The sequence below is a fragment of the Guyparkeria sp. genome (genome assembly GCF_046545975.1).
In the GTDB taxonomy this organism is placed as follows: Bacteria; Pseudomonadota; Gammaproteobacteria; order Halothiobacillales; family Halothiobacillaceae; genus Guyparkeria.
Genome location: NZ_JBKGYT010000015.1, coordinates 1 through 19376, shown reverse-complemented (window position 1 = coordinate 19376; position 19376 = coordinate 1). Strand labels below are relative to the sequence as shown.

20 protein-coding genes are annotated in these 19376 nt (G+C 69.3%); 14 read left to right on the top strand and 6 right to left on the bottom strand.

Annotated elements, in window-relative coordinates; genetic code table 11:
• Positions 1 to 28 precede the first annotated feature (28 nt).
• Both ACLFMY_RS02735 and ACLFMY_RS02730 read left to right on the top strand, forming a co-directional pair.
• Positions 29 to 724: a sulfite exporter TauE/SafE family protein gene (locus ACLFMY_RS02735; protein ID WP_410763002.1), complete on the top strand. Its 696-nt coding sequence runs from the start codon at positions 29 to 31 to the stop codon at positions 722 to 724.
• Between the two features lie 136 nt (positions 725 to 860).
• Positions 861 to 1526 (top strand): hypothetical protein, encoded by a 666-nt coding sequence (locus tag ACLFMY_RS02730; RefSeq protein WP_410763000.1) that lies wholly within the window; start codon positions 861 to 863, stop codon positions 1524 to 1526.
• Positions 1527 to 1595: 69 nt separating this feature from the next.
• Here ACLFMY_RS02730 and ACLFMY_RS02725 read toward each other — a convergent pair whose 3' ends face one another.
• The 4 genes from ACLFMY_RS02725 to ACLFMY_RS02710 form a co-directional block, all read right to left on the bottom strand.
• Positions 1596 to 1862, bottom strand: coding sequence for an acylphosphatase (locus ACLFMY_RS02725; protein WP_410762999.1), 267 nt, complete (start codon positions 1860 to 1862; stop codon positions 1596 to 1598).
• Between the two features lie 44 nt (positions 1863 to 1906).
• A complete protein-coding gene (locus ACLFMY_RS02720) occupies positions 1907 to 2926 on the bottom strand; it encodes a hypothetical protein (RefSeq protein ID WP_410762998.1) in 1020 nt (339 codons plus the stop codon).
• 103 nt (positions 2927 to 3029) lie between these two features.
• The gene (locus ACLFMY_RS02715) at positions 3030 to 3233 is read right to left on the bottom strand and encodes a DUF2892 domain-containing protein (RefSeq protein WP_410762997.1); all 204 of its coding nucleotides are present in this window, start codon (positions 3231 to 3233) and stop codon (positions 3030 to 3032) included.
• 42 nt (positions 3234 to 3275) lie between these two features.
• The gene (locus ACLFMY_RS02710) at positions 3276 to 3575 is read right to left on the bottom strand and encodes a hypothetical protein (protein WP_410762996.1); all 300 of its coding nucleotides are present in this window, start codon (positions 3573 to 3575) and stop codon (positions 3276 to 3278) included.
• Between the two features lie 306 nt (positions 3576 to 3881).
• Between ACLFMY_RS02710 and ACLFMY_RS02705 the strand changes: the two genes are divergently transcribed.
• The 11 genes from ACLFMY_RS02705 (at position 3882) to ACLFMY_RS02655 (ending at position 16673) form a co-directional block, all read left to right on the top strand.
• Positions 3882 to 5129, top strand: coding sequence for a lipoprotein-releasing ABC transporter permease subunit (locus tag ACLFMY_RS02705; RefSeq protein WP_410762995.1), 1248 nt, complete (start codon positions 3882 to 3884; stop codon positions 5127 to 5129).
• The gene (locus tag ACLFMY_RS02700; protein WP_410762994.1) at positions 5122 to 5823 is read left to right on the top strand and encodes an ABC transporter ATP-binding protein; all 702 of its coding nucleotides are present in this window, start codon (positions 5122 to 5124) and stop codon (positions 5821 to 5823) included. Before ACLFMY_RS02705 ends, ACLFMY_RS02700 begins: the two co-directional genes overlap by 8 nt.
• A 405-nt stretch (positions 5824 to 6228) precedes the next feature.
• Positions 6229 to 6714 (top strand): (2Fe-2S)-binding protein, encoded by a 486-nt coding sequence (locus tag ACLFMY_RS02695; RefSeq protein ID WP_410762993.1) that lies wholly within the window; start codon positions 6229 to 6231, stop codon positions 6712 to 6714.
• Positions 6711 to 8849, top strand: a complete 2139-nt coding sequence (locus tag ACLFMY_RS02690) for a molybdopterin cofactor-binding domain-containing protein (protein WP_410762991.1) — start codon at positions 6711 to 6713, stop codon at positions 8847 to 8849. The genes ACLFMY_RS02695 and ACLFMY_RS02690 overlap by 4 nt, the downstream gene beginning before the upstream one ends.
• Positions 8850 to 8852: 3 nt before the next feature.
• Positions 8853 to 9854, top strand: coding sequence for an XdhC family protein (locus tag ACLFMY_RS02685; protein WP_410762989.1), 1002 nt, complete (start codon positions 8853 to 8855; stop codon positions 9852 to 9854).
• Positions 9844 to 10455, top strand: coding sequence for an NTP transferase domain-containing protein (locus ACLFMY_RS02680; protein ID WP_410762988.1), 612 nt, complete (start codon positions 9844 to 9846; stop codon positions 10453 to 10455). The genes ACLFMY_RS02685 and ACLFMY_RS02680 overlap by 11 nt, the downstream gene beginning before the upstream one ends.
• 123 nt (positions 10456 to 10578) lie before the next feature.
• Entirely contained in the window at positions 10579 to 12060 is a 1482-nt protein-coding gene (locus tag ACLFMY_RS02675) for a glycoside hydrolase 100 family protein (protein ID WP_410762987.1), read from the top strand.
• 21 nt (positions 12061 to 12081) lie between these two features.
• The gene (locus tag ACLFMY_RS02670) at positions 12082 to 14286 is read left to right on the top strand and encodes an HAD family hydrolase (RefSeq protein ID WP_410762986.1); all 2205 of its coding nucleotides are present in this window, start codon (positions 12082 to 12084) and stop codon (positions 14284 to 14286) included.
• Positions 14283 to 15176 (top strand): HAD family hydrolase, encoded by an 894-nt coding sequence (locus ACLFMY_RS02665; protein WP_410762985.1) that lies wholly within the window; start codon positions 14283 to 14285, stop codon positions 15174 to 15176. The genes ACLFMY_RS02670 and ACLFMY_RS02665 overlap by 4 nt, the downstream gene beginning before the upstream one ends.
• A 31-nt stretch (positions 15177 to 15207) precedes the next feature.
• The gene (locus tag ACLFMY_RS02660) at positions 15208 to 15996 is read left to right on the top strand and encodes a zinc-dependent peptidase (protein WP_410762984.1); all 789 of its coding nucleotides are present in this window, start codon (positions 15208 to 15210) and stop codon (positions 15994 to 15996) included.
• Between the two features lie 176 nt (positions 15997 to 16172).
• Positions 16173 to 16673 (top strand): bacterioferritin, encoded by a 501-nt coding sequence (locus tag ACLFMY_RS02655; protein ID WP_410762983.1) that lies wholly within the window; start codon positions 16173 to 16175, stop codon positions 16671 to 16673.
• 129 nt (positions 16674 to 16802) lie between these two features.
• On the opposite strand, the gene ACLFMY_RS02650 is transcribed toward ACLFMY_RS02655, so the two are convergent.
• Entirely contained in the window at positions 16803 to 17384 is a 582-nt protein-coding gene (locus ACLFMY_RS02650; RefSeq protein ID WP_410763011.1) for an esterase/lipase family protein, read from the bottom strand.
• Between the two features lie 59 nt (positions 17385 to 17443).
• Positions 17444 to 18148, bottom strand: coding sequence for a VIT1/CCC1 transporter family protein (locus tag ACLFMY_RS02645; RefSeq protein WP_410762982.1), 705 nt, complete (start codon positions 18146 to 18148; stop codon positions 17444 to 17446).
• A gap of 192 nt (positions 18149 to 18340) precedes the next feature.
• Here ACLFMY_RS02645 and ACLFMY_RS02640 point away from each other — a divergent pair.
• Positions 18341 to 19376, top strand: a 1036-nt coding sequence (locus ACLFMY_RS02640) for an HD domain-containing protein (RefSeq protein ID WP_410762981.1), incomplete at its 3' end; no start/stop codon positions are given.

The window sequence follows — 19376 nt, the reverse complement described above, 5'->3', positions numbered from 1 at the left end:
CGGCGGGCGCACCGCAACGGGAGATCGAATGCCGGAAAACATCAGTTTCTTCGCCGCGCTGGCCGTCGGCTTCTTCGGCGGGGTGCACTGCGTGGGCATGTGCGGAGGCATCGTCGGAGCGCTGACCTTCGGGCTGCCGCCGGAGAAGCGCGAACGCTTCGGGCGGCTGTTCCCCTACCTGCTGGCCTACAACATCGCGCGGATCACGTCCTACACGCTGGCCGGGGCGATCGCCGGCACCATCGGGCTGCTGGGGCTCTCGCTCGCGCCGATCCAGGAGGCGCAGATCATCCTGCTGGTGGTCGCCGGGTTGTTCATGATCCTGATGGGGCTGTACGTGGGTGGCTGGTGGTTCGGCCTGACCCGGATCGAGCGGGCCGGCTCGCGGCTGTGGCGCTTCATCGAGCCGGTCGGCCGTCGCCTGATGCCGGTCAAGACGCCCACACAGGCCTTCGGTCTGGGGCTGGTCTGGGGCTGGCTTCCCTGCGGGCTGGTCTACAGCGTGCTGATCTGGGCTCTCGCCGCGGGCGGGCCGCTGCAGGGGGCGCTGCTGATGCTCGGCTTCGGCCTGGGCACCCTGCCCAACCTGCTGGCCATGGGGGCGTTCGCCGGCCAGCTGGCGGCCTTCGCCCGCAAGCCGTGGGTGCGCCGCGTGGCCGGTGGCATGGTCATCGCCTTCGGCATCTACCAGATCGGTCTGGCGGCCTTCGACCTGGCCGGTTGAGTGCAAGCGGAAACCTTCGGGAGCGCTGCTGGTCGAAAGCTTGAGTTCTGTTCATGGGTTGCGGCTTGCTTTGCCGCGAATCAGGTCTATGCTTATCAGCCATCAGTTAAGCTAATCCATTCAAGGGAGATTCCGCATGAAACGCAGTCTGATTGCCACCGCCCTGGCCGTGGGCATCGCCGGGACCGGTTCGGTCACCGCCGCCACCATGGGAGACCAGTACGTCCTGCGGGCCTATACCGGCCAGGCGCTGGGATTGGCCCTGACCAAGGAGCTGGACGTGCACACCGTGGGTATCGCGCAGAACCGCTCGTCGATCTGCGCGACCCTCGGTGGGGCGATCGCCGGCGAGGCCGTAGCCCACAACCGCGACAACAACGTGCTTTCCAGCGCGGCCCTGAAAGACGCCACAGGGGCTGCCGATGCCATCGAGCCCCTGCTGGACAAGGAGGCGATCGTGCTGGCCTTCGGCGGCGAGATCGCGCCGGAAGAGAACCAGGCGATGGTCACCGCCACCCTCAAGGCGCTGGCCGATGCCGACTACGAGGGGCGTATCGTCCTGCACGTCGCCGTCTGGGCGCCGAAGATGCTGGAAAAGGCCGCCGCCGAGCACGACGGGGTGGCCGAGTACCTCGCCGGCAAGGACAACCTCAATGCCCTGACCATCGATGCCAAGAAGCAGAAGGCGCTGCTGCACGAGGTCGCACTCGAGGACGGCAAGCAGACGTCGCGTGGCGTGGTCCACGAGATGGAGATGAACGATTCCTGGACCGAGACGTTCAAGGCGTCGATGGCCAAGTGACGGCGCGTTCTTCGCCATGCTGACGACAGGACCCCGGCCAGGCCGGGGCCTTTTCGTTGCGGAGCCGGCTTACCGCACCTGGAAGCCGGTGTGCCCCTCGGGAGTCTCGGCGCTGCTGGTCAGCGTGTCGACGCGTGCCTGTGGCGGGCCTTCCCGCAGCCGCTCGAGCACGGCCTCCACGGCTGTCTCCTCGCCCTCGAGCACTGCATCGACACGGCCGTCGGGCAGGTTGCGTACCCAGCCGCGCACGCCGTGCTCGAGCGCCGTGCGCCGGGTGAAGTCGCGGAAAAACACGCCCTGGACTCGTCCGCTGACAAGCACGCGCGTCTGGATCATGCCGAAACTCCCTTGATCTGCCCTGATGTGACGGTGGCCCGATGTCACGGCGGGCCGTTGCGTGCCCCTTCCGGGACGTCGAGTCGCAACAGCGTGCCGGGGCCGGTGCCCTCGTGTACCACGTAAAGGTGCCGCCCGTCCGCGCTGAAGGCAAGGCCTTCCCACTGATCGATCCGAGGCAGCGACCGTGAGGCGACCGGGCGGGAGATCGCCTCGGACCAGTCTGAACGCTTCCCACGGTGGAAGAAGTACAGCGATGCATAGGTGAGCACGGCCAAGGTCGCGCCGTCCGGGCTCAGTGTCATGCCGGTGGGGCGATCCGTCTGGCTGCCGGTCAGCGGGTGGAGCAGCCAGTTGATCGGGTCGGTGGGTCGGAGCCATGCTAGGTCGCCGACCGGTTCGGCGACCTCGACCGGGGCGGATTCGAGCCGCTCGCGCTCCGAGAGTCCCGGCTCGTCCGGGAAGGGTTGACGGGCATCCACGGGCAGGCTGTACATCCGGGGCGGATCGTCCCGCTTGGTCAGCAGCAGGATGCGGTCCGTGCGCGGGTCGAAGACCATCGACTCGGTATCCGCCGGGCCGTCCGGGTATCGATAGCGCAGCATTGCCTCGGGACTGACACGGACTTCCCCGTCGTCCTCGGCAGGCGGGGGTTCCGGGATGAACCAGAGCACGTAATCCGGCCAGGTGTCGCGGTTGTCGCCGCTGTCGGCGACGATCAGGGTCTCCCGGTCGTCGATGCGGGTCGCGTCGATCGATTCCCAGTCACGCTGGACAACCCGTTCCAGACGTAGCCGGATGCGGGACTCGCCGCTCGGGGATATCCCGAAGACGAAGGGGGTGACCCGCTCCATCGAGCCCGGGTCGTTGATGTTGTCGTTGTGGGTCCACAGCAGGTCGTCGTCCTGCTTCGAGAGCGCCAGTCCGGAAGCCTCGTCGATGGCCGACGGCAGGGTGGTGCCTGGGGAGGGGGGCGGAGCGGTCTGCGCGGCAACCGGGCCCCAGCAGGGCAGGAGTGCCAGGCCGAGCAGCCGGGCCAGGGTGCGGGATGTCAGTCGTGGCATCGTGACAGGCAGCGGGATCAGTCAGGCCGGGTGCCGGCCAACGGGTGTCGGTGGCCGGCCGGCGGCTGGGCCGGGCCGGTGAAGGTCCGAAAGAGGGTGGTGGTCAGGACGGGCCGCCGCCGGCCTTCTCGCGCGTGCTCATGCCGAGCAGACGGTACACGGGGCAGAAATTGATCAGTGCTGTCGCCAGCGGGATGATCCCGATGTAGCCCCACCAGCCGATCACGTTGAAGATGGCCAGGGCGATCAGGGCCACCCCGACGATGATCCGCAGCCACTTGTCCACCGTGCCGATATTGGGTGTCATGACTCGCTTCCTCGATGTGTGTGTTCGCAGGAAGTGTAGTCACTATTCGGGCAGTTTCAGGTGCTCTACCCGGTGGATGGCGATGTCGCGCTCGAAGAAGACGCTGAAATCGCTGTAGTCCCAGCGGGTGATCGGCGGGTTCTTCGGCGTGCCCTTGGCCGGCACCGGGGCGTGACGACGTTCCGGCTCGCCGAAGCGGGAGGCCACCTGCGACTGGGTCATGCCGTGGACGGATGCCTTGTCCGCGCCCGATGCGGCCGAGGCCGGTACGGCGGAAAATGCCATGGCCAGCCCCAGCAGCAGGGCCGCGAGCGGGCGGGAGAACTGGGCGAACGGGTTCATGAGAGGCTCCTTTTCTTGCACGTGATGACTCGGTCCCTGATGCCCTTCGAGGGCGCGCGGCGGCCGCGGGTTCCGCCGTGGCGTTGTCCTGCCGCGACAGCCGGAAGCATCCGGACCGTCGCGAACCGCCCGCCGGAGCGCCTCTCCGGGATATTGCGCTAGTCTGCGTCACGGCAGCCCCGGCTGCAAGCGTCCGGGTCGGAACCACCGGTCACGGATCGCGTCGAACGGCGGGACAGCCGGGGCCGGGGCGTATTAGACTGCGCCGTTACTCAACGCGATCGAATCGACAGCACAGGGGTCTGGATGAGGCGGACATTCGAATGGATGATCGGGCTGCGCTACACGCGGGCCAAGCGACGCAACCGGTTCGTGTCGTTCATATCGGCAACCTCGATCATCGGCATCACGCTGGGCGTGACCGCCCTGATCGTGGTTATCTCGGTGATGAACGGTTTCCAGGACGAGCTGCGCGAGCGCATTCTGGGCATGACCGCCCACGTCACCGTCACCGGGCGCGGCGAGGCGCTGGCCGACTGGGAGTCGGTCAGCGAGCGCGTCTCTGCCAACCCTGCCGTGCAGGCCGCCGCGCCCTACGTCCAGGCGGAGGGGATGCTGTCGGCCGAGGAAGAGGTTTCCGGGGCGATCGTGCGTGGCATCGAACCGGAGCTCGAGACCCCGGTGACGGACATCGGCGCCCACATGCAGGAGGGCGCGCTGGACGGTCTCGAGGCGGGCGAGTTCGGCATCGTGCTGGGTTCGGCGCTGGCGCGTTCGCTGGGTGTCGGGGTCGGGGACCGGCTGATGCTGATCAGTGCCGACGTCGCTGTCACGCCGGTCGGCGGCATGCTGCGCCAGCGGCGGTTCACCGTGGTGGGCGTGTTCGAGGTGGGCATGTACGAGTACGACCGCGGCACGGCCATGATCCACATGGCCGATGCCCAGGCCCTGTTCCGTACCGGGCAGGAGGTCTCGGGGCTGCGGCTCAAGCTCGACGACATCTTCTCCGCCCCGGCGGTGGCCCGTGACCTGAACCGCGACCTGGGCTACTCCTACGCCGCGCAGGACTGGACGCAGTCGAACGCCAATTTCTTCCGCGCCATCCAGATCGAACGGACGGTGATGTTCATCATCCTGTCGCTGATCGTGGCGGTGGCGGCCTTCAACATCGTCTCCACCCTGGTCATGCTGGTGACCGACAAGCAGGGCGACATCGCCATCCTGCGCACGCTCGGCGCCAGCCCGGCGTCGATCATGACCATCTTCATCATCACCGGCGTGTTCATCGGCCTGATCGGAACGGCCGTCGGGGTGGGCGTGGGCGTGCTGATCGCCGAGAACATCGACGTGATCGTGCCCTGGATCGAGAACCTCGCCGGCACGCAGTTCATGCCGGCGGACGTCTACTACATCAGCGAGGTGCCCTCGCGGCTGGACTGGGGCGACGTCGGCCTGATCGGGCTGATGGCCTTCGCCCTGTCCTTCCTGGCCACGCTCTACCCGGCATGGCGGGCCTCGCGCGTACAACCGGCACAGGCGCTGCGCTATGAATGATTCACCCAAGGACGAACCCCGGGCCGTGCTGGAGGCGAGCGGGCTGAAGCGACGCTATCGCGAGGGCGACCTCGACGTGGATGTCCTGCGCGGCATCGACCTGGCCATCGCGCCGGGTGAGCGGGTGGCCATCGTCGGCGCCTCGGGCACCGGCAAGTCCACGCTGCTGTCGCTGCTGGCGGGGCTCGACCAGCCCAGCGAGGGCGAAGTCTGGCTGGCCGGCCAGCGGTTCTCGCGGCTGGGCGAACGCCGACGCGGACTGCTGCGCAACCGGCACCTGGGTTTCGTCTACCAGGCCCACCACCTGTTGCCGGAGTTCTCCGCGCTGACCAACGTCGCCATGCCGCTGATCATCCGGCGGCTGGCGCGCGAGGAGGCCGAGCAGCGGGCCGCGACGCTGCTCGAACGGCTGGGCCTGTCGCACCGCCTGCAACACCGGCCCGGGGAGCTCTCAGGCGGCGAGCGCCAGCGCGTCGCCATCGCCCGGGCGCTGGCCGGTCGCCCGGACGTGGTGCTGGCCGACGAGCCCACGGGCAACCTCGACACCCGGAACTCCGAGACGGTGTTCGAGGCCATGCTTGAGCTCAACCGCGAGATCGGCAGCGCCATCGTGCTGGTCACCCACGATCTCGACCTGGCCGCGCGCATGGACCGCATCCTGCACATCGTCGACGGCCTGATTACCGACGGCTGACGTTTCGAAAGCTTGAGGCTGACAGCTGGAAGATTTAAGAGGTAAGAGGGCAGATCAACCGGCTGTCCCCGTTTGAGCTTGCCTTGCAAGCGAAACGCGCCGAGAGGCGCGTGTCCCGCCCCTGATCGCCGCGGCCGGCGGCAAGGGGGACAGCCGCTGTCGCGGCTTTCGCGGGCGAGGCCCGCCCGCACCGGGTGGGTGCCGCGGCTTTTGTGTCAGTGCCATGGGTCGTTGCGCGGAAGGGCCGGCACACCGCAGGCGTGGCATGACATCAGCACATCGCGACCGACCTCCAGGCCTCAGACTTCCAACTTCGCCCCCGCTATCTACCCGACCACACGTTGCGGTAGCGCCCTCAGGGTCTAGCTTCTACGGCATTCCCCAATCCGGACGAGGAGAGACACCGTGGCAACACTGACCATCAATGGGCGATCCGTGACCCTGGAGGTCGCCGATGACATGCCCCTGCTCTGGGCCATCCGCGACTACGTCGGCCTGAACGGCACCAAGTTCGGCTGCGGCGCCGGGCTGTGCGGCGCCTGCACCGTCCACGTCGACGGCGAGGCGGCCCGCTCCTGTGTCACCCCGGTCTCGGCGGTCGACGGCAAGCATGTCACCACCATCGAGGGTCTGTCTTCCGCCGGGGACCACCCGGTGCAGCTCGCCTGGATCGCCGAGGACGCGCCGCAGTGCGGCTATTGCCAGTCCGGCCAGATCATGCAGGCCGCCGCATTGCTCGCCGACAACCCCGATCCGACCGACGAGGAGATCGACGCGGCGATGAAGGGCAACCTCTGTCGTTGCGGCACCTACAACCAGATCCGCGCGGCCATTCGGCACGCGGCGCGGACCCGGACGGCCGGCACCGACGGCGAGGAGGTATCGGCATGATCACGCGCAGGCAGTTTCTCAAGGTTTCGGCCGCCGCCGGTGGCGGTCTGCTAATCGGTTTCCGACTCGGGGCGCCGGAGTCGGCCATGGCGGCCGAGGGCGAGAGCGGCTCGTCGGAGGCCAGCAACGTTTTCGAGCCCAATGCCTGGATCGAGATGCACCCCGACGGTCGCACCATGCTGACCATCTCGGGCTCCGAGATGGGGCAGGGAGCGATGACGGTGATCCCGATGATGATCGCCGAGGAACTCGATCTGCCCTGGGGCGAGTTCGACACCCGTTTCGCCCCGGCCGACGAGACCTATGCCAACCCGGCGCTCGGCAGTCAGGTCACCGGCGGCAGCGCGACCGTGCGCGGCTTCTACAACCAGCTGCGCGAGGTGGGCGCGGCGACCCGCGAGATGCTGATGCAGGCCGCCGCGAACCGCTGGGACGTGTCGCTGTCCGAACTGCGCACCGAGCCGGGAGTGGTGGTGCATCCCGCCAGCGGGCGCCAGGTCGAGTACAGGGACCTGGTGACCGACGCCGCCAGGCTCGAGCCGCCGGAAGACGTCTTCACCAAGGATCGCGAGGACTTTCGCATCATCGGCAAGCCGACCAAGCGCCTGGACTCCCCGCAGAAGGTCAGCGGGCAGGCGGATTTCGGCATCGATGCCCGGCCCGACAACCTGCTGCAGGCCAGCGTCGAGCGGTGCCCGGTGTTCGGCGGCAAGCTGAAATCGGTCGATGCCGGCGAGGCGAAAAAGGCCGATGGCGTCGAGGATGTCATCGAACTCGACCACGGCGTGGCCGTGCTGGCCCGCGACTGGTGGAGCGCCGACCAGGCAAGGAAGAAGCTTTCGATCGAGTGGGAGGAGGGCGAACTGGCCGATCTCGACGACGAGGCGATCGAAGCGCAGTTCCGCGAGGGGCTGGAGCGAGATGCCCGCCCGGCGCGCACCGAGGGGAATGGCGCCGAGGCGCTGGGGGATGATGACGATACCCTCTCGGCGACCTACCGCGTGCCGTATCTGGCCCACACCACCATGGAGCCGATGAACGCCACCGCCTCGGTGACCGATGACGGCGTGACCCTGTGGGTGCCGACCCAGGCCCCGGGTTCGGTGCAGCAGGCGGCCGCCGAGGTCGCGGGTGTCGACAAGGACAAGGTCACGGTGCACACCACATTTCTTGGCGGCGGTTTCGGCCGGCGTTTCGAGACAGACTTCGTCCGCGAGGCGGTCGAACTGTCCAAGCGCGCCGGCCGCCCGGTCAAGGTGATCTGGTCGCGCCCGGACGACGTCCGCCACGACTTCTACCGCCCGGCGGCCTACAACGAGCTGTCGGCCACGCTGGGCGAGAATGGCCTACCACGCGCCTGGGTGCACCGCATCGCGGGCCCGTCGATCTGGTCGCGCGTCTCGCCGGGCATGGTCGAGGATGGCATCGACCCGGCCGCGGTCGAGGGGGCGGCGGATCATCCCTACCGGATCGAGCACATCGAGGTGACCTACGCCAACGTCGACCCGGGCATCCCGGTCGGCTTCTGGCGCTCGGTGGGTCACTCGCAGAACGCCTGGATCGTCGAGTCGTTCATCGATGAACTGGCGCGCCGCGCGGATATCGACCCGGTCGAGTACCGCCTGAAGCTCCTGAAAGGCGATTCGCGTCATGTCGGCGTGCTTGAACGGGCCGCCGAGATGGCCGATTGGGGCGGCGAGGTGCCGGAAGGGCGTGCCCGCGGTGTGGCGCTGGCCAAGTCGTTCGGCAGCTACTGCGCCCAGGTCGCCGAGGTCTCGGTCGAGGACGGCAAGCCCCGTGTGCACAAGGTGTGGTGCGCCATCGACTGCGGCATCGCCGTCAACCCGTCGGGCGTCGAGCGTCAGGTGCACTCCTCGATCGCCTACGGCCTGACCGCCGCCCTGTTCGGCAAGGTCACCATCGAGAACGGCCGGGTTCGGGAGAAGAACTTCGATGACTACCCGGCGCTGAGCATCGACCAGATGCCGGAAGTCGAGGTCGCCATCGTCGATTCCGGCCAGCCACCGGGCGGCGTGGGCGAGCCGGGCCTGCCGCCGCTGGCACCGGCCGTGACCAATGCCCTGCTGGCCCTCACCGGCGAGCCCGTGCGCCGCCTGCCGATCGACCTCGGCTGAGCCATGCCGGCTGCTGACGACTCCGCAGCGGCGCTGCGACTGGCCGTCGACGGGCTGGCCGCCGGGCGCGAGGTCGTGCTGGCTACCGTGCTGCGGACGTTCGGCTCCTCGCCACGCCCGCCGGGGTCGCTATGGGCGATCGTCGAACCGGCCGACGCCCGGCCGGCCATGGAGGGCTCGGTCTCGGGCGGCTGCGTGGAGGACGACCTGCTCGACTGGCTGCGCGGGCCGGGGCGACGGTCCCGCCGCCCCCTCCGACGGTGCTACGACGGCAGCAGTCACCCGGGTCTGCCCTGCGGCGGCACGCTGGAGGTGCTGGTGGAATGGCCGCGCGATCCCGCCACCCTGCGGCCCGCGCTGGCGGCCCTGGAGCGGCGCCGGGGGATCTGGCGCGAACTCGATCTGGCCAGTGGCGCCGTCGACTGGCACGAGGCGACGGACGGGGTCGCCGAGGGCCCCGTGGAGCGTGGCGGTCGGTTGTGGCTGCCGTTCGGTCCGAGTTGGCGCCTGCTGATCGTCGGCGCCGGTCCCGTCGGGGAGCATCTCGCCCGCCAGGGCATGGCGCTGGGCTTCGACGTGACCGTCTGTGATCCCCGTCCCGCCACGCGACTGGCAGTGCCCGGCGTGTCGCTGGACCGGCAGGCGCCGGAGCGGGTGATCGCCGAGCACGGCCTGGATGCCCGCTCGGCCGTGGTCACCGTGGCCCACGATCCGCGCATCGACGACCTCGCGCTGATGGACGCGCTGGAATCACCGGCCTTCCATGTCGCCGCGATGGGCTCCCGGCAGACCAGTGCGGCACGCCGTGCCCGGCTGGCCGAACTGGGCGTGCCGACGGGGCGCCTGTGCGCCCCGGCCGGCCTCGACATCGGTTCGCACACCCCGGCGGAGATCGCCGTGTCGATCGCCGCCGAACTGGTGGCGGCACGGCAGGTCGCCCGTCAGGCCGTCTCGCCACCCTCGGTGCCGGACCGGTTCGCTGGCGTCCGTGTCGATGGTGGCTGACCGCTCGGGGCCGGTCGGCGTGGTCCTGGCCGCCGGCCGCTCCCGTCGCTTTGGTCGTGACAAGCGCTGGGCCACGTGTCGCGGGCGCTACCTGCTCGCGCATGCCGTGGAGACGGCGGCCGCGGTCTGCCCGCGCGTACTGGTGGTGGTCGACCGGTGGCACCCGCAACTCGACGAGTTGCCGGGGCAAGCATCCCTCGAGGTAGTGGTCTGTCCGGGATCCGTGGCCGGTCTGTGGGGCAGTCGCTGCTGTGCGCTGGACCACCTGGCCGCCGGGGGGGCGCTCCCCCCCGGCCTGCTTTTCTTTCTCGGCGACATGCCCGACCTCCGGGCGCCGGAGGCGGCCCGCGTGGCGGCACGGATGCTGGAAAGCGGGCGTCCGGTCCGACCGATCCACGCGGGGCAGCCGGGCCATCCGGTCGCTTTCCCCGGGCGACTGCTTGGGGCACTGCACGCGACGCGGGGCAGGGGCCTCAAGGGCTGCTTTGGTTCGCACGGCGGCATACTGCTCGACTGCGCGGATCCGGGCGTGATCCGCGACGTGGATCGCCCGGAGGACCTCGGCCCGCCGCTCGGCGCGGCGCCCGCCTGCCGGGGTTGAAAGACCGTCCCGCGGCCACCATGCACGAGTTGTGCTAGCTTTTGGATATTCCCGTCCGCCACGGTCGGCCGGTTTGCGCTCCATGCCAGCCCAATGCCCAGCGATTGCTACCAAGGACCCCGGATGAACGAGCGTCCGTCAACGAGTCGTGCCACCGAGCCGCTGCACGCCACGCGCCACGTCTTTGCCGCGCCCCGGTTCGCCGACGACTCGGCGGTGCTGGCGGATGCCTATCGCCTGCTCGACGACGCGGTGATCCGCTACCAGGGCCACCCGATCGGCACCATGGCCAGCCTCGATCCCCGTGCCCCGGCGGACAACTACCGCGACTGCTTCGTGCGCGATTTCGTCTCGACTGCCTTCCTGATGCTGCTCGAGGGGCGTTCGGAGGTGGTGCGGGAGTTTCTCGCCCTGATCCTGCGCATGCGGGGGCAGCAGGAGGAGCTGGAGGGGCAGCAGATCGCGCCGGGCGTCCTGCCGGCCTCGTTCCGGGTGGTCACCCTGGACGACGGCAGCGAGGAGTTGTCGGCCGACTTCGGCGATAGGGCCATCGGCCGGGTCGCGCCGGTGGACTCGATGATGTGGTGGACCGTGCTGCTGCGGGCCTACGTGCGCTTCACCGGCGACACCGCGTTTGCCCACACGCCGGAGGTGCAGCGCGGCCTGAGGATGATCCTCAGCCTCTGCCTGCAGAGCCGTTTCGAGGTCTTTCCCACCCTGCTGGTGCCCGACGGCTCGTTCATGATCGACCGCCGGATGGGTGTCTTCGGCCATCCGCTGGAAATCCAGGCGCTGTTCGACATGACCCTGCGGGCGGCGGACCTGCTGACCGTCGACGAGGGCAGTCACTGGCTGATCGACCTGGCGGCCACCCGTCGACAGGTGCTGCGGGACTACGTGCGGCGTTACTACTGGCTCGACCTCGACGTCCTCAACGAGGTGCACCGCTTCTCCACCGAGAAGTTCGGTCATGACATCGACAACGTCTTCAACATCTACCCGGAGTCCATCCCCGACTGGGTGCCCGACTGGCTGCCGGACAACGGCGGCTACTTCGTCGGCAACCTCGGCCCGGGCCGCATCGACTTCCGCTTCTTTTCCCAGGGCAACTTCCTCGCCTCCCTGTCGGGTCTGGCCACGCACGAGCAGAGCCAGCTGCAGATGCAGACCATGGTCGACCGCTGGGAGGACCTGATCGGCCAGATGCCGGTCAAGCTGGTCTATCCCGCGGTGACGGGTTCGGAATGGCGGCTGATGACGGGGTCCGATCCCAAGAACACGCCCTGGTCGTACCACAACGGGGGCAACTGGCCGGTGCTGATCTGGCCGATGGTGGCGGCGGCGGAGGTCGCCGGTCGCCAGGACCTGGGCGAGCGCGCCTACCGGGTGGCCGAACAGCGGCTGATGCAGGACAGCTGGCCCGAGTACTACGACGGTCGCCACGGCCGGCTGATCGGGCGTCGGGCCAACCTGCACCAGGTCTGGAGCGCGACCGGGCTGCTGCTGGCGCGGCACCTGCTGGAGGACCCGGGCAAGCTGGCGAAACTGGCACTGACCGAGGACGAGGACAGTGGCGCGCGACACCACCGCCGCGGGCATGGGTAGGAGACCAGGGAGCAGACGAGCATGAGCAGGACCGGAGAGAGCGGACAAGACGGACTCTATATTTGCCTGGTCAGCGTCCACGGCCTGATCCGGGGCGAGAACCTGGAACTGGGCCGGGATGCCGACACCGGCGGCCAGACCCTGTACGTGGTCGAGCTGGCCCGCGCGCTGGCCCGTCGGCCTGAGGTGGGGAGGGTCGACCTGCTCACCCGCCGGGTGATCGATGAGCGCGTCGATCCGGACTATGCCGAGCCCGAGGAGGAGCTAGGCGACAACGCCTACATCATCCGCATCGATGCCGGGCCGGACGAGTACCTGCCCAAGGAGCGGCTCTGGGACTACCTCAACTGCTTCGTCGACGGCGCGCTGGCCCACATCTACCGCACCGGCCTGCGCCCGGCCCTGGTGCACAGCCATTACGCCGATGCGGGCTATGTCGGGGTGAGGCTGGCCAACCACCTGGGCGTGCCGCTGGCGCATACCGGCCATTCGCTGGGCCGGGTCAAGCGCCGCCGGCTCCTGGCGCGGGGCGAGAGCGCCGAGACGATCGAGACCACCTACGCCATGTCCACCCGCATCCGCGCGGAGGAGGAGGTGCTGCTCGCGGCCGACCTGGTGGTGGTGAGCACCGCCCAGGAAATCGACGAGCAGTACGGCATGTACGACTGGGCGGATGTCGACAAGATGGCGGTCATCCCGCCGGGCGTGAACCTCGACCGCTTCACGCCGCCGCCCGACGAGTTCTTCCCGCCCATCTGCAGCGAGCTCAAGCGCTTTCTGCGCGACCCCCGTCGGCCCATGATCCTGGCGCTCTCGCGGCCCGACGAGCGCAAGAACATCGGCACCCTGATCGAGGCCTACGGCGAGCACCCGGAACTGCGCGAGCGGGCCAACCTCGTCATCGTGGCCGGCAACCGCGACGACATCCGCGACATGGACGCCGGTCCGCGCAAGGTGCTCACCGATCTGCTGCTGCTGATCGACTACTACGACCTCTACGGCATGGTGGCCTATCCCCGTCATCACCAGTCCGGTGACGTGCCCGACCTGTACCGGCTGGTCACCCATACCGGCGGGGTGTTCATCAATCCCGCGCTCACCGAACCCTTCGGGCTGACCCTGATCGAGGCGGCCGCGACCGGTGCGCCGATCCTGGCCACCGAGGACGGCGGCCCGCGCGACATCATCCGGACCTGCGAGAACGGCGAGCTGATCGACCCGCTGGACTCCCGGCAGATCGGCGAGAAGCTGGCGGCCATCATCGATGATGCCGAACGCTGGAAACAGTATTCCGACAACGGCATCCGGCTCGTGCGCGAGCATTACTCCTGGGACGCGCACGTCGAGTCCTACCTCCGGCACGTCAACGAAATGTACGAGGCCGAGCGCCGCGGTGCGCCGCGGCCTTCGCTCCCCGATCACCTGCTGGTGCAGGTCGATCGGGCGTTGGTGGTCGAGCTGGCGGCGCTCGGGGATTCCACTGACCAGCGCATGCGCCAGCGACTCGTGCGGGAGCTGCGCAACCGGCGTCGCCAGGTCGGTTTCGGCGTGGTGTCCGACCGGCCGCGGCGCGAGGTGCTTGCCGCCCTCAAGGAGCTGGACGTGCCGACCCCGGACGTGCTGATCACGCGGGGGGGCACCCAGATCCACTACGGCCCGCGCCTGTCGCGTGATGAAGGCTGGAGCCGGCATATCGGCTACGCCTGGCAGCCCGATCGGGTCTACAACCTGCTGGCCCAGACGCCAGGCATCGAGCTGCGCTCCCGTGCGGTGCAGGGCGTGCACTCGGTGCATGCCTTCATCGCGGACACCAATGCCTTCCCCGGCCTGGAGGCCCTGGAAAACGAGCTGCATGCCTTGGACATCCACGCCCGCATCGTCAGGATGGGACGCGATGAACTGCTCGCCATGCCGGTGCGTGCCTCGAAGGGCTTTGCCCTGCGCTACTTCGCCACCCAGTGGGGCATTCCGCTTGACCACCTGCTGGTGGCCGGTGGCGTGGCCACCGACGAGGACATGCTCCGGGGCAATCCGCTCGGCGCGGTGGTCTCGCCCGACGGGGACGAGCAGTTGCCGGGCCTGCAGGGGCTCGACCGGGTGGTCTTCACCCGCTCCCACGGGCCGGCCGGTGTCCTCGAGGCGATCGAGTACTACGATTTCTTCGACAGCTGCAGCCTGCCCTGTGAGCGCGGTGACAGTGCCGGGGACAAGGGAGGCCAGGGATGAGCGAGATCGCCCCTATCCTGCTCTGCAGCGACCTCGACCGCACCCTGATACCCAACGGCCGGGCGGACGAGTCGCCCGATGCCCGGGCCAGGCTGGCCCGATTCTGTGCGCACCCGGCGGTGCGGCTGGTGCTGGTGTCGGGTCGGGACCTGCAACGGGTGCTCGACGCCGTCGACGAATGGTCGCTGCCCGAGCCGGACTACATCATCGGCGACGTGGGCACGACCATCTACGCCCCGCGTTCCCGGTCCGGGAGCGGTGACGGCGACTGGGTGCACTGGCGGGACTGGACCGACGAGATCGCGCCGAGCTGGAACGGCCTGACCCACGACGACATCAGCTACCTGTTCGCCGACATCACCGCCATCCGCTCGCAGGAGCCGGAGAAGCAGGGCGCCTTCAAGGCGAGCTACTACGTCGACCGCACGGCCAACCGCGACGTGCTGGATGCCGAGCTGCACGGGCGGCTGTGGCACAACGGCATCGACGCGCGCCTGGTGTGGTCGCTGGACGACGACGCCGACGTGGTGCAGCTCGACGTGCTGCCCACCAGCGCGAGCACGCTGCATGCCATGGAGTTCCTGATCTCGCACCTCGCGTTCGACGAGCGCCGGGCCCTGTTTGCCGGCGACTCGGCCAACGACCTGCTGGCGCTGGGCAGCCATATCAACGGCGTGCTGGTCGCCAACGCCGAGCCGTCGGTCCGGGAGCGGGCGCGGCAGATGGTGGAGGCCGGCGCGCTCGAGGACACCCTGTACCTCGCCCGCGGCGGGCTGTTCGGCATGAACGGCAACTACGCCGCCGGCGTGCTGGAGGGCATGGTCCATTTCCTGCCGGAGACGCGCGACCTGATGCGCCTGGCGCAGGAACTGCCCGGAGACGGGTCGTGAGCCGGGTGGCACCGGGTCGCGCGAGGGCGGGATGTCCGGCGTGCTGAACTGGCTGCTGGATCTGTTGCCGGGGGGGCGTTCGGCAGACCGGGAGGTCGTCATTCCCGACGATCTCTGGCACGAGGTATGCCGCGACCAGCCGGAACTGGCCGGCCTGGGGGACGAGGCGTTCGGGCGCCTGCGACGGCTCGCCGGGCGGTTCCTCGCCGGACGCCCCTTCTACGGGGGCGGTGACTTCCGGCTCGACGACGCGAGGCAGCTGCGCATCGCCACGCTGGCCGTCCTGCCGGTACTCGAACTGGGTCTGGACTGGCTCGACGGCATCCGCTCGGTGGTGGTGTACGCGGATGCCTTTCACGTCGATCACGAGGAGGTCGACGAGGACGGGGTCGTCCATCACGTCCGCGACCTGCGGGCCGGCGAGGCCTGGGAGCACGGCACGCTGGTGCTGTCCTGGGCGGACATCGCCGCCGGGCTGGATCCCGAGCATGCCACCAGTGTCGTGGTCCACGAGGTGGCGCATTTCATCGACGGGGTCAACGGGATGGAAAACGGGTTTCCGCCCCTGCCCAGGGGATACGACCGGGCGCACTGGACCCGGGATTTCCAGGCCGCCTTCGATCGGCTCAACGACGAGATCGATGCCGGCGTCGAGCCGTCCATCGACCCCTACGCCGCCACCAACCCGGCGGAATTCTTCGCCGTGCTCAGCGAGTATTTCTTCCGGCTGCCCGGGGAGCTGCAGCATTTCGACGCCGGGCTCTACCGGCACCTCGCGGCGTTCTACCGGCAGGATCCGATGGCCCGCCAGGCGCCGTGAGGCGGGCGGTTCGTCCGGATCCGGCTGGCAAAATCCGTTCTACCGACTAAGGTCTTCCGCAGGTCTCGGGCGAACGGCCCGACCCGCGCGAGGCATCGCCACGTTGCCGGCCGGAAGCGGTGGCCCGCTTCGAGACACGCGTAACCATCCACGTTCCCACAGGAGGGCACCGACCCATGTGCGCAGCAAAAGCAAAGAAGAGTGACAAGAAGACTCTCGAGAACCTGCAGCAGGCGCTGTCGATGGAGCTCACGGCCGTTCACCAGTACATGCTGCATGCGCACGTGCTGGAGGACTGGGGTCTCGACCGCCTGTCCAAGAAGATGCACGGGGAGGTCCAGGAAGAGCTGGGTCATGCGAGCCAGTTCATCGACCGGATCCTGTTCCTCGACGGCGACCCGGTGGTCACCGAGTCCAAGTCGGCCAAGCGCTCCAATTCGCTGGGCGACATGTTCAAGGCGGACCTCAAGGAGGAGCTGGCCTCCATCGAGTTCTACGGCAAGGCGGCGCTCGAGGCCCGGGACGAGGGCGACGTCGGCACGGTGCACATCTTCGAGGAGATCCTCATGGACGAGGAGGGGCACGCCGACTGGCTCAAGCGACAGCTGGAGCTGATCGAGCGCATGGGCGAGCCGAACTACATCCTCGCCTATCACAGCCCGGACACGGGCGAGTAGAAAGTCGCGTCCCGCGGTCCCGATCGACCGCGCCGGCAAGCGGGCCGACCCCACGGGGTCGGCCCTTTTCGTGCGCACGGCGACCGATATGCCCCGAGGCGCCATGGTGCCGGGGTGACATGGTTCGGGTCAGTCGGTTTCGCTCGACCCGAGGAAGGCGATCGCCTCGTCGGCGACCGGCCGCGAGAGCAGCATGCCGAAGTGGTTGACGGGGAGCGAGCGGTGCTCGGCCAGGCCCGGGACACGGGTCTCGGCGACCGCCACCGTGCCGTCGCTCGGGTCGGGCAGGGCTCCCGGGAACAGCCGCCCGGGTCCGATGGGACGGGTGCCGGCGACCATCAGTGTTCGCGGGGCGCGCCATGCAGGCACGCCGCCGAGCAGGCCGCGATCGAGACAGCCGTCCAGCGCCCACCGGCCGACCCGCGTGCCGCCCAGGCGCCGGGCCACGGCACTGCCGGCCAGGGGCGATCCCAGCAGGACGATGCGGCCGGTCTGCGAGAGCCGGTCGGGGTGACGGTCGAACAGGTGGGCGAGCACCAGTCCGCCCAGGCTGTGGGCCACGAAGTGGGTCGGCCCGAGCTCCCCGAGCCACTTGTCGAGGCGGTCGGCGTCGCGCGGCAGGGGTGCGCGGGTCGGGTAGCCGAAATACCGGACCCGAAAGCCCGCCCGCGTCAGACGCCTGCCAAGGGGAAGCATCGCCCAGCGGCCCATCCACAGGCCGTGGAGCAGGACGACGGTCCGTGAGTCGCTGCCGGCCGCCACCGCCGTGGTCAGACGACCGTGGCGATCAGTCGCCCGACCAGTGCGGTGACGCCCATGGTGGCCGCGCCCCACAGGGTGGTGCGAAAGCCGCCGGTCAGCATCGAGGCGCCGCCGGTACGCGAGCTGAGGCTGCCGAGGACGGCGAGCGCGAGCAGCGTGAGCACAAAGGTGAGCAGGGCCATGCTGCCGGCCGGGGCCAGCAGGCCGACCAGCAGGGGCAGGGCGGCACCCGCGGCGAAGGCCGCGCCCAGCGGGATGGCGGCGAGCAGCGGGCGGGTGTCGGTGATCTGGTGCAGGCCCATCTCCTCGCGGGCATGCGCCCCCAGCGCATCGTGGGCCATCATCTGGCGGGCGACGCGTTCGGCCGTTTCCGGGTCGACGCCGCGACTGACGTAGATGTCGCGCAGTTCGGCGAGCTCGTGCTCGAAGTTGATTTCGAGTTCGTGCGCCTCCATCTCGAGGTCGGCCCGCTCGGTGTCCTGGCGCAGGCGCAGGGCGACGTGCTGGCCGGCGGCCAGGGCGAGCGTCCCGGCCACGAGGGCGATCAGCCCGGTCACCAGCACGGTCGTGGTGGGGGCTCCGCTGGCGACCAGTCCCGAGATCAGGCTGGAGACGGCGACCAGCCCCGCGATCGCGCCGAGCACGCTGGCTCTCAGGCGGCGATAGCGGTTGAGGCGGTGGTGTTCGCCGTGGAGGTCGATCGTCTTTTCCATTGCGACAGGTCCTTTTGCGCCCCGGCCAAGGGGGCAGGGTGATAATGTGGTGTCCAGACAGTCATGATACTGCCATGCCGGCGGTGACAACCCAACGACAGGAGCTTCCCGGAGTGCCCGCAGGGCGGGAATGGCGTTCGGCCGTGCCGATCCTCGCCGCCCGACCGCAGGCGCGGAGTGACTGGAGCGATCATGCAGCATCCACTGGATGAACCCATCGACAGCCTGTGCCGCACGCTGCGCCGGAGCCTGGCCGATGCCGACGAGGCCGGCCGGGCCCCGGACATCGAGCGGTTGTGCCTCGAGATCGGGGAGACGGCGGTGCCACCGGAGGGCGGGGGTGCCGGCGACGAGGCCTGCGGCCCCCGGGTGGCCGTCGCCCTGGCCGACATCCATGCCGATCTGGCCACCCTGGTCGCGGCGCTGCTGGTCGATCGCGGCGCGGCCGGTCGGCGGGAGGAACTGCTCGATCGGCTGGAGCTCGACGCGACGGAGCGGCAGGCGGTCGACGGGCTGCTGGCCGGGATCGATCGCCTTCGCGACTGGGAAGCCCGCTTCCCCGAGGGGCTGGGCGAGCAGCAGCACGAGTACTGGCGCCGACTGCTGCTCGGCGGGGGCGGCGATGCCCGGGCCGTGCTCATCGACCTGGTCTACCGGCTCGAGGGGATGCGGCTGCTGGATCGCGACCCGGACCCGGCCCGCCGGCGCTGCTACGCGGGCATGACCCTGGCCGTGCATGCCCCCATCGCGCACCGGCTGGGGCTGGGACAGATCAAGTGGGAGCTCGAGGACCTGTCCTTCCGGCACATCGAGCCGCGCACCTACAGCGAGATCGCCCGGCTGCTCGACGAGCGGCGTGCCAGTCGCGAGGCCTACCTCGCCGCCGTCGAGACGAAGCTCGAGCGGGCCCTGGAAGACGCCGGCATCCGGGCGGAGGTCTACGGTCGGCCGAAGCACATCTACAGCATCTGGGGGAAGATGCGCCGCAAGCGGCTCTCGTTCGAGGGGCTGTTCGACGTGCGCGCCCTGCGCGTGCAGGTCGATTCGGTGACCGACTGTTACGCGGCGCTGTCGGTGGTCCACGATCTGTTCGAGCCGATCGAGAGCGAGTACGACGACTACATCGCCCGCCCCAAGCCCAACGGCTACCAGTCGCTGCATACCGCGGTGCGTGCCGACGAGGGCAAGGTGGTCGAGATCCAGATCCGCACCGAGCGCATGCACGCCT